The sequence below is a fragment of the Arcicella sp. BE140 genome (assembly GCF_031456255.1).
Classification (GTDB): Bacteria; Bacteroidota; Bacteroidia; order Cytophagales; family Spirosomataceae; genus Arcicella; species Arcicella aquatica.
This window is the reverse complement of sequence record NZ_JAVDUE010000001.1, coordinates 783,902-793,988: the sequence shown is the minus strand read 5'-3', so window position 1 is coordinate 793,988 and position 10,087 is coordinate 783,902. Positions and strand designations below refer to the sequence as shown.

Below are 10,087 nucleotides of genomic sequence, written 5' to 3'. Positions count from 1 at the left end.
AGCTTTGAGCTTTGAGCTTTGAGCTTTGAGCTTTGAGCTTTGAGCTTTGAGCTTTGAGCTTTGAGCTTTGAGCTTTGAGCTTTGAGCTTTGAGCTTTGAGCTAAAGAAAATTCAAATCTTGTATAGATAGTTCCTCAAAAATTAAGTTTTTTCGACTTTCTTTGTCCTTGTTGGTATTTTCATAAGCCCAGAAAATCTCCTCTTCCTATTAGGGTGCGACTTAAGTCGCACCCTAATAGGAATATTCTATCCATTCTTATTCGCCTAGGAAAAACCAACAAGTGCGGAAAATCAAAAACTTATCACACAACTAATAATTCCTCACTCAAAACTCACAACTCATCACTCCCTACGCTTCTGCTACAGATTTTCTTGGAAAAGATTTCAAGGCTATTAATAAAGCAATAATCGTTAAAACTGCTGCCATCATAAATGCTGCCCCTGGGAAGAAAACAGGCGCATTTTCTGCGGAGAAATAAGCAAATAAATTGGAGGCTAACAAAGGTCCGAAGATGGTTGTTACGCTTTGTAAACTGGTTAAACCTCCCTGCAATTCTCCTTGTTCATTAGCAGGTACTTGTTTAGAAATCATACTTTGTAATGCTGGCCCCGCTATACCGCCTAAGCCAAAAGGAATCATAAAAGCGTACATCATCCAACTTTTGGTAGCCAAAGCAAATAAGGCAAAACCTGCTGCATAAAATAACAAACCTACCATCACTGAATTTCTATCTCCTAATTTTGGATTAATGATTCTATTTAAACCTCCTTGAACAATGGCAACAACTAGCCCCACAAACGATAGTGAATAACCAACTTCTGCTAAAGTCCAATTAAATTCTTTCATGGTGAAATATGACCAAGTGCTTGGGTGTGTTTGTCCTGCTAATTGCAAACAGAAAAATGCACCTACCAACCCTAATACTACTGGATAACGACCCAAACTTTTTAATGAACCAATAGGATTAGCACGTTTCCAATCAAAATCTCTCCTATTTTCAACCTTCAATGATTCTGGTAATACAAAATACCCGTACAACCAATTCAACAATGTTAAAGCGGCTGCTACAAAAAATGGCACTCTCACGCCAATATCCCCCAATACTCCTCCAATGACTGGCCCAATAATAAAACCAACCCCAAAGGCAGCGCCAATCATCCCAAAGTTTTTAGAGCGGTTTTCATCATTTGAAATATCAGCGATGTAAGCTGAGGCTGTAGTAAAGCTTGCCCCTGTGATACCTGCAATGATTCGCCCAACAAACAACCATGCGATGGTTGGTGCAAAACCCAGCAGAATATAGTCTAACCCAAAGCCAAAAAGTGACCCTAAAATAATAGGGCGACGACCATACTTATCACTTAGTCCACCAAGAATGGGTGAAAAAATAAACTGCATACAAGCATAAGCGGCCATCATAATACCAGAATATTGTGATGCTTCGCTAAGGCCTTTACCAGTGAGTTCTTGTAATAATTTAGGCAAAACTGGAATAATAATCCCAATTCCTAAAACATCAATCAATATAGTAATGAAAATAAATACAATAGCAGGGTTTCGTTTTGCTGACATGAGAAAAGAAGTGGATTCACAGATAATAATTATTAGGCAAGTTAAACATTTTTTATAAAAGAGACAGCCTTTTACATAGAAGGCTTCCCTCACTTAGGCATAATATAACACAAAGTTTATCTACCTAAAAATCTGAAATTATATACGTCAATCTATTATTTTTCATTTTGATAGCCAGCCAGAACTCCTTGAAATTCAATACCAATGTTATGTCACTACAGTTTCTGAACCTCACATGATGATGTAGCTAGCTTGCTTAAGCGATAAAGGTTGCATAATTTTGTAAAAATCAGCTAATATTATTTGTAAACAATAGATTTTAAAAACCAATCTATTTTCCTTTTTTGCTTTGCGGTGTAAGTCCTTTCAAGCTTCTGTAAACTAAATCCTTGCTTATTATTTTTGTTAAAAACATGAAAAAACTATCAAACTTATTTGTGGTCATTTTAGTGGCTTTGGTTTCTGCGTGCGGTGTTACACCAGATATTCAACCAACAACAGTAGATAATACTTTACCTGCTGCAACTGGCGGACTAGATGTAACCTTTACAGACCCAACAATCAATGCAACATCATCAGTTGTAGCGGCAAATGGGGATAATGTAAACGTGTCGTTATTAATCAAGAAAACAGCATCAGGGGGCAAACCTCGTATCCTTCGGGTTTTCGTAGAAACCACTGCGAATTATCGTCCTGCCAATGCCACGCCTTTGTTCGAAATTAAATTGAAGAATAAAGATGAACAAACACAGACAATTGACTATACTGTTTCGCCAACGTCAGGAAAAGTTTATATTCATTTTGATGTATATGATAATACTTCAACAGATGCTAATAGTACTTCTGCCAACGTAACACGTAGAACCTTAGTCGTAAATGTTTCTTCTGAAGCTCAAATTGCTTCTTGGCCTTCTATTACTTTGGGGGCTCAATCGAATGCAGCAGGTTCAAGGGTAACTTCAGCTACAGGTGATATTTATAAAGTATGTGATTTGGATTCAAACATGAAGTATGTGGATATTACGTATGCATCTGTGGGTTCACCTGTCAAATCAACGTTGATGTCTAATCCAGCTAGAAGTACTAGCTTTAGTTTAAGCACCACAGCTACTGCTACTGACTGCTCAGGTTCTTACACGGGCGGAGGTTCAGCCACGTATTTTGCGTTAGCGCCTACTTCTGTAGATTTTGCCACTGCCAATGATGTAACATTGGGAGCTTTGAGCATCTCTAATACTGCTCCTCAATTTATTGCTGTTGAATCAGGGAAAGTGTATTCCTTCTTGAATGGTAGAGGGAAAAAGGGGCTGATTAAAATCAATAATATCGTAGCGGGTGTAGCTGGTACTATTGATTTCGATATTAAAGTACAGAAGTAAAAATGAGTAAACATAAGTATATTTATTTTCCTAAAAACGATTGTAGCATTTACTACAATCGTTTTTTTTGTAGGGGTATTTCGTATTTACTTTGTCATAACATAGATGACTATCTCGTATTAGATTACTAAGAAATAATGATTAGATCTATGAATCGTTATTTCTTAAAAAGTCTTAAATAAAGCTTCTGTACTTACAGCTTTCTTGTTTGATATTAGTTAAGCAAGTACTTTCGTCATCAAATAAAAACACTTAAACATTCAAATCATCTCTTACACTATGTCAAACAAAAAAACACTCATGCTTGTCATGCTATTTTTCATGATAAGTTTTCTCTCTAAAGCCCAGTATGAAAAAGATACTAAATTTTGGCAAATACAAGGTACCTTCAGTGGAAATATTGCTTCTATCAACACTAAAGGAGCTGCCATTTTTACTACTGACAACGCTACCCACAACATAGCCCTTACTTTTAAAAGAGCTGTATTTACTGAGGATTTTTTGGCTAAAGGATGGCTGTTGGATTATAACCTACAATCAAACAGCTACGCTAGTAATAATATATCTACAAACAACAACTATTTTCATACCATAAAAGCTGGTTATTTTGTGGATAAATTTAAGCCTCTGAGTAAGTCATTAGCTATTTATGGAGAAATCGTAGGGAAAGTTGGCTATGGATTCAGAACTGGTAATATTACCTATACTTATGATTACAACACTTATCAGCTAGAAGCGGGTGTAAACTTTGGCGTTCGTTATTTCTTAAAGAAAAATCTGTTTATCAACGGGCAAACTTCTTTGGTAAATTTGAATTTACAACATTCTAAGATAGGAATAGAACAACAGACGAATTTAAACCTCAATAGTATCATGAATGTGAGTTCATTATCCATTTCAATCGGCAAAACATTCTAAACCTTAATTAAGATGAAATCAAACATAAAATTAATATACATTTTTGTAATAGTATTATTAGCTAATACTTATTCAAAAGCTCAGTTTAATGCTGGCGACTCTTTTTTACAAGGCTCATTCAACGTTCAACAGCCCTTAAGTTCAAGCGATAATTTTTCGACACAAAAGAACTATTCAATTGGGGTAGATTGGGGGAAATACAATACCAAAAATACAGCCCGTATTCTTTCACTGAACATCAATTACACGAATCAAGATTATCAATATTCAGCAGTTCAAAGCAAGGATCTGAATATCAGTTTAAACAAAGGTCATGAATATTATAAAAGTATCTTTGGAAAAATTGGCATTTACGGACGTATTATGGGAGGAGTAAATTATGGAAATCTGCAATCTACAACATTCCAAAGTAGTTCTTCAATCGGTTATACCCAACAAACTATTAATAGTATTGGATTAAATTTGACCGGAAATGGTGGAATAATGTATCGTTTGAATGATAAATGGGCATTCACTGGAAACTTGCTCAATTTGAACGTTGCTAGTGTAGGCTACTCATGGACAGATGGTAAAAGATCTCCTCTCCAAGGAGGAAGCTCAGAAAACTTCACCCAAAAACAGTTTGATTATAATTTCAGTCCTAAAGTTGCTTTCTCGTATGGTTTAGGGATAAGGTATATTATTAAGTAAGCGTGATGACTTGTGAGTGATAAATTTTCCTATTAGGGAGCGACTTAAGTCGCTCCCTAATAGGAAAATAACGTTTATTCCTCAGCTTTCAATACCTTAATATCCTCAATCAAATGCTCGATATCTAAAGGAATTGTTCCATTATAAATTCCTCTTATTCTTAGTTGCTTATCTACCAATATAAAATTTTCAGTATGCAGGAAATCATTTTCTTTCCGCTGAACGCCTAAATTTTCATCCGCAAAATATGATTTCCTCGCAAGCTGATAAATGGCTTTTTTGTCGCCTGTTAATAAATTCCATTTTGGCGAATTTATTTTATGGGTTATCGCATAATTCTTTAAAACACTTACACTATCACGATTAGGCATGACACTGTATGACATTATCCGCACGATACTATCATTAGGAAAAGCCTTTGAGACTTCTTGCATAGATGTCATCAACTTCGGACAAAGACTTGGGCAAATCGTAAAGAAAAAATTGGCTACATGTATTTTCCCTAATAAGTCTTTCTCGTTGATACTCTTATTATCTTGATTCTGAAATTGAAAAGGAGCAAGTTTATGAGATACCTCCTCAGCATGCCAAACAGCCGTAAAATCAGGCGTATTATAAAAAGGCAGTTGCTCTTGTTTAGGACTTTTACAATTCCAACAGACTAGCCCAATACACAAGGCGATAATGTAGTTAGTTTTCATTCGCAACTGATTTTTCATTCTTACCCATACAGCCTTTAGCACCCAATAAGCCAAATCGCCGACCATTTTTCACTTCATAGTTTGCTTTTATCTTGCCATCATCAAACCACATTTGTTGTATGCCCATCGGTTGTCCATTTTCATCATAATTGCTTATTGTAAAAAGCTGACCATTCGGATACCACTCTTTGTGAAGCTTGATAGGCACATCATCATCAAATTCATATTCAAATCGTTGTTGTCCGTTCTCCCACCAAGCTTCATGTTTCCCTGTTTTATGATTCTCTGTAAAGTACCTCCGCTCTTGCATCTGTCCATTTTCAAACCATTTCTCTGACAAGCCATCTAATTTTCCCGCTGAAAAATATTGTCTTGACTGTATTTGATGGTTTGCATAAAACTTCAAAACTACTCCAGTAAAAGGCTTGTCTTGATAATACAGGTATTCTTCTTTTTGATGGAATAGTTTATCATCCCAAGAAATCTCCTCTTGGGATGACAGGCAAGATACCGTAATAAAAAGCAATAAAGTGATAAATTTTATCATGGAAATGAAGCAACCTTTGGTTTAATAATCCTTCTAAAATTACTTACTCACTGTTCCAGATGTTCCATAAAAGCCTGTACCGTTGATGTAAGGGTCAGCATCGGTGATGTGATAGTGATAAATACCCGCAGGGAACTCTGTAGTAGCATGCGAATGCCCATGTAAATTATCTAAATCAGCATTGGTTACAGCTTTACCATTTTCCATTGGTCCATATACAGGAAATCCATCAAGCAATAATCCTAAAAAAGCACTTTTCCCATTTTTAGTGGTTAGGTAAGCTGGTTCTTGATGATAATGATATTGCCCCGTTTGTTGGGGATGTCCCAAATATTGGTCAAAAGAATTTATTTCATTGGTCAAAGGCTGATTAGGCCCTGCATATTGATTGAAAAAAGGAACACCATTCAATGAAACTCCTATTGGTCCCAAAGGCGTAGCTGCTGAAGCACTAGCTTTGCTTGGGTGTAAGGGTATTTTAAAAACCAATGCTTGCTCTGAAATGCTATTAGGGTTCAAGTTAAATTTCGTATTAGTGCCATTATAGGCTTCATAACGAGCATCTGTTTTGGCAAAATACGGACTCTTATGGTCTGGAATACCATTGCTCCTAATCACCAAATAATCTCCTTCCACGGTGGCGGTAACGCTAACACCTGAGAACTTATTTTTAATGACCGAAATATCCACATCCGATGTTGTAGTGGTTGGTGTGACGCTGTTATCGTCGCTTTGTTTACAAGCTAGGAAAATAACTGAAAGCACGATTAATGAGTAATACTTCATAGTTTTAATGGGTTAAGTTAATTATTCTGGTCTTCTTCCTTCAGAGCCTCTTGGTGGCGGAGGTTCACCTTGATGGCTCATTTTAGCTAAAATCTCTGATAATAGATGGTCTAGCAAGATTTTTTGGTCTTTGTTACAAATAGTATTTCTCACTTTCTTGAAGTGATTTAACGTAATTAAATCTTGCTTGACAATAAGTTGGGCTATTTTCTCCGATAATTCCCGTGTTTTTACAGTATCTTCTGGCGAAGCTACCATCTGGAATAGCTCACTTTTCAATGGCAATATTTCGTCATTAATTGCCCTCAAGTCACGTTGATGTTCATTAATAAGTACATCATACTGCTCGCTCTGAGCCTTGTCAAATTGAAGTGTTTTCTCTACCAACTTTCTAACTTCTTGTCTCTCAGGATGTGGAGGTCTTCTGTGAGAAAACCAAACCGTTCCTAATAGCAGGATATTCATTACCACCAAAAAGCCGATTATCCAATTATATTTATTTTTCATGGTTCATACACATTTTGAATACCTGATAGGCCTAAGTAATTGCCTAATTCTTCTTTAGTCATGGTAGGCTGGCTATTACTAATATAAATTTTACTAATCGTCACCATATTAAACCCCACAATCAACATACATACCGCTAGTTTTGCATAACTCATCCAAGGCATTATGATTGGCAAAGGACGCTGATTGATACGATTTTTGATTTTGGCATACAAAAACGGATTCGACGGTACTGGCTGAATCTTATCAATACTTTCCAGTGTTTTGAATATTTCTTCTTCTATATTTTTCATACGGCCCTTATTTTTCAGTTTCGTAATATTGTTTTAGTTTCTTCTGTAAGCTTTGTTTTGCCCTAAAAATCAATGATTCAATGGATGAAATGCTCAACTCCATCACTTCTGCAATTTCTTGATAACTCAATCCATCAATTTTATGAAGCGAAAACGCAACTCTTTGTCTTTCGGGTAGTTCATCTATTTTACTAAACATTAAGTTGGTTCTTTCCTTATTTTCAAGCAATACACCAGGATGGTCTGTTTCGATACTGCCTACTGATTGTATTTGGTCTTCTAAGCCAAATAACGATAAAACAAAACTCAGCCGCTTCTGCCTTTTTTGTTTCCTCAGATAATCCAAAGATTTAGTCACCGCAATTCTATACAAGAAAGTAGAGACCTTGGCTTCGCCTCTGAAAGAATGAATCGATTCGTAAAGCTCAATAAAAACCTCTTGTGCTAAGTCTTCAGCCTCTTCGACATTCCGCAGAAAGCCCAGACAAGTATTAAATACTTTGTCTTGGTACTTTTCCACTAAAAAACGAAAAGCTGCTTCATCAGCATTTTTTAACTTTTCTAACAGTTCAGGTTCAATCATTAGCAATAATCGAGGTTCATTTATTCTTTAGATGTCGTTGATAAAAAAAACTTGCGGTGGATGTTGATTTATTTTTGAATATTCTCTAACAGTTTGTATCAAATATAATTTTATGAACTAAAACCCCATAAGGTAAGGTAGCCATAACGAATTCAAGAGTTTCTAGTATTTCTTGAATGTTTTACAGTATTTTGCACTATTATTTTCATCAAATGGAGCCTACAAATAAACACATAGCACTATGGAAATCCTTTCAAGAAGGTGATAGTAAAGCACTTGGGCAACTTGCGAACAATCATTACAAGATACTATTTAACTATGCTACCAAGTTTACTAAAGATAGAGAATTAATAAAAGACTGTATTCAAGACTTGTTTTTATATCTCTGGGATCACCGTGAAACATTACAATCGTCGCCATTTGTAACAATTTATCTATTAAAATCCCTAAGAAATAATCTTTTCAAAAAACTTAACCATGAGAAAAGAAATCATTCTGATGATTTAGATAGCGATTTACCTTTTACCGAAGGAATTAATGCCGAGTCGGAACTGATTGAATCTGAATTATTTGTTGAAAACGAATATAAACTTAAATCAATCCTTTCTTCACTGCCAAAACGCCAACAAGAAGTTATTTTTTTGAAATTCTACGAAGCGTTGAGCATTGAAGAAATCGCTGATATTATGGATATGAACAAACAGTCTGTCTCTAACTTATTACATCGTGCTATTATTAACCTAAAAAGCAATTGGTTTCTTGCCATGCAGTTACTTTACTTTCTTCATATAAAAAATTAACGATTCATTCCAGTTCTTCTGACCACTCTTTCATGAAGCTTTCAAAAAAAATAAAAAAATATTTCCTCTCAAGTGAGTATCGATGATTGTCTATAGGCTATTTCAAATATAGAGCAAAATAATACAAATTATTCTATGTTTGATTACAGACAATATACAGCCAATCAATTCGCATTAGATGTGAGTTTCAGGAAATGGGTTTTGAAAAATTCACCAGAAGATATACAGTTCTGGGAAAATTGGCTATCCCAAAATCCTGATAAGGAATTAAGTATTCAAAAAGCCAAGCAAATTGTGCTTGCGTTTAAAAATGCTCAAGAACAAATAAACGATGACGAAATTGCTGAAGCTATTGCTAAAATCGTAAACGTAGCAGAACAAAGAAAAATCAAAAAAGTACATTTCATCAACAGTATATTATTTAAAAGAATAGGGCTAGCAGCATCTATCCTACTGTTTTGCTTAGTAGGTTTTGTAGTTTTTGATAAATTAGCAGAAAGAGCAACACCTACTTATAGTAATTCTGTAGCGAGAGTAGCCCAACAAACTACATTTATTGAAGTAAAGAATACCTCTTCAAAAAGTCAATTAATTACGCTATCAGACGGTAGCTCTGTTGTTTTGCAACCAAATAGCAAAATAAGTTATCCAGAAAAGTTTACAGGACAGACCCGTGAAGTAGTGTTATCTGGAGAAGCTTTTTTTGAAATTGCTAAAAACCCAAACAAACCTTTCTTGGTATATGCTAACGAAGTAGTAGCCAAAGTGTTGGGAACAAGTTTTACTATTAAAGCCTTTGAAGAAGACAAACAAGTTCAGGTATTTGTAAAGTCTGGTCGGGTATCAGTTTTTTCTCAGAAAAATGCTTCTTTTGTAGATCAACAGCATAGTAAAGTGCTATCGGGTTTATTGATTTTACCTAATCAACAGGCCACATTTATTCGTCCAAAATGGCAATTCAAAAAGGCTGAACTTACAGTACCACAAATTGTAGCACTTCCTATTATTCAAAGACAAAGTTTTGTTTTCAAGAACGAACCTATCGTTGATGTCTTTTCTATTTTAGAAAACTCATACGGCATCGAGATTGTGTACGACAAAACACTAATGGCTTCGTGCCAATTGACGGCAGAATTAGGTGATGAACCCTTATTAGAGAAAATTAACCTTATTTGTAAAGTACTTGAAGCCAAATATGAAATGAAAGAAGGAAAAATCTTTATAGAAGGGAAAGGCTGTAATTAAAGACGCTAAAGGTGCTAAATGATTTTATATTCGATTAGTAAATAATTTTTAAACCGTATAAATAA

Annotated in this window: 12 protein-coding genes; 5 read left to right on the top strand and 7 right to left on the bottom strand. The window is 35.2% G+C overall.

From position 1 onward, the window contains the following. Window positions 1–349: 349 nt before the first annotated feature. Window positions 350–1,573 carry a TCR/Tet family MFS transporter gene (locus tag J2Y60_RS03245; RefSeq protein ID WP_309911953.1) on the bottom strand — a complete coding sequence of 408 codons (1,224 nt, stop codon included), beginning with the start codon at window positions 1,571–1,573 and terminating at the stop codon, window positions 350–352. 413 nt (window positions 1,574–1,986) lie between these two features. On the opposite strand from J2Y60_RS03245, the gene J2Y60_RS03240 reads away from it, so the two are divergent. From J2Y60_RS03240 to J2Y60_RS03230, 3 genes are all read left to right on the top strand, one after another. Continuing rightward, window positions 1,987–2,952 (top strand): hypothetical protein, encoded by a 966-nt coding sequence (locus tag J2Y60_RS03240; RefSeq protein ID WP_309911954.1) that lies wholly within the window; start codon window positions 1,987–1,989, stop codon window positions 2,950–2,952. Window positions 2,953–3,231: 279 nt separating this feature from the next. Further along, window positions 3,232–3,870, top strand: a complete 639-nt coding sequence (locus J2Y60_RS03235; protein ID WP_309911955.1) for a hypothetical protein — start codon at window positions 3,232–3,234, stop codon at window positions 3,868–3,870. Between the two features lie 12 nt (window positions 3,871–3,882). Next, window positions 3,883–4,560 carry a hypothetical protein gene (locus J2Y60_RS03230; protein WP_309911956.1) on the top strand — a complete coding sequence of 226 codons (678 nt, stop codon included), beginning with the start codon at window positions 3,883–3,885 and terminating at the stop codon, window positions 4,558–4,560. Window positions 4,561–4,634: 74 nt separating this feature from the next. On the opposite strand, the gene J2Y60_RS03225 is transcribed toward J2Y60_RS03230, so the two are convergent. The 6 genes from J2Y60_RS03225 to J2Y60_RS03200 are packed head-to-tail and all read right to left on the bottom strand — an operon-like array spanning window position 4,635 to window position 7,977. Then, the gene (locus tag J2Y60_RS03225; RefSeq protein WP_309911957.1) at window positions 4,635–5,261 is read right to left on the bottom strand and encodes an SCO family protein; all 627 of its coding nucleotides are present in this window, start codon (window positions 5,259–5,261) and stop codon (window positions 4,635–4,637) included. After that, complete coding sequence (locus tag J2Y60_RS03220) at window positions 5,251–5,808, bottom strand: hypothetical protein (RefSeq protein WP_309911958.1); 558 nt, start codon at window positions 5,806–5,808, stop codon at window positions 5,251–5,253. Before J2Y60_RS03220 ends, J2Y60_RS03225 begins: the two co-directional genes overlap by 11 nt. A gap of 39 nt (window positions 5,809–5,847) precedes the next feature. Further along, the gene (locus J2Y60_RS03215; protein ID WP_309911959.1) at window positions 5,848–6,594 is read right to left on the bottom strand and encodes a YHYH protein; all 747 of its coding nucleotides are present in this window, start codon (window positions 6,592–6,594) and stop codon (window positions 5,848–5,850) included. Between the two features lie 21 nt (window positions 6,595–6,615). Further along, window positions 6,616–7,101 carry a hypothetical protein gene (locus J2Y60_RS03210; RefSeq protein ID WP_309911960.1) on the bottom strand — a complete coding sequence of 162 codons (486 nt, stop codon included), beginning with the start codon at window positions 7,099–7,101 and terminating at the stop codon, window positions 6,616–6,618. After that, window positions 7,098–7,394, bottom strand: coding sequence for a hypothetical protein (locus J2Y60_RS03205; RefSeq protein WP_309911961.1), 297 nt, complete (start codon window positions 7,392–7,394; stop codon window positions 7,098–7,100). Before J2Y60_RS03205 ends, J2Y60_RS03210 begins: the two co-directional genes overlap by 4 nt. Before the next feature lie 7 nt (window positions 7,395–7,401). Continuing rightward, window positions 7,402–7,977, bottom strand: a complete 576-nt coding sequence (locus tag J2Y60_RS03200; protein ID WP_309911962.1) for an RNA polymerase sigma factor — start codon at window positions 7,975–7,977, stop codon at window positions 7,402–7,404. A gap of 212 nt (window positions 7,978–8,189) precedes the next feature. Between J2Y60_RS03200 and J2Y60_RS03195 the strand changes: the two genes are divergently transcribed. Together J2Y60_RS03195 and J2Y60_RS03190 are read left to right on the top strand one after the other, a co-directional pair. Then, on the top strand, window positions 8,190–8,777 hold the full coding sequence (locus J2Y60_RS03195; protein WP_309911963.1) for a sigma-70 family RNA polymerase sigma factor: 588 nt from the start codon (window positions 8,190–8,192) through the stop codon (window positions 8,775–8,777). 135 nt (window positions 8,778–8,912) lie between these two features. Next, window positions 8,913–10,022, top strand: coding sequence for a FecR domain-containing protein (locus J2Y60_RS03190; protein ID WP_309911964.1), 1,110 nt, complete (start codon window positions 8,913–8,915; stop codon window positions 10,020–10,022). Window positions 10,023–10,087 lie beyond the last annotated feature (65 nt).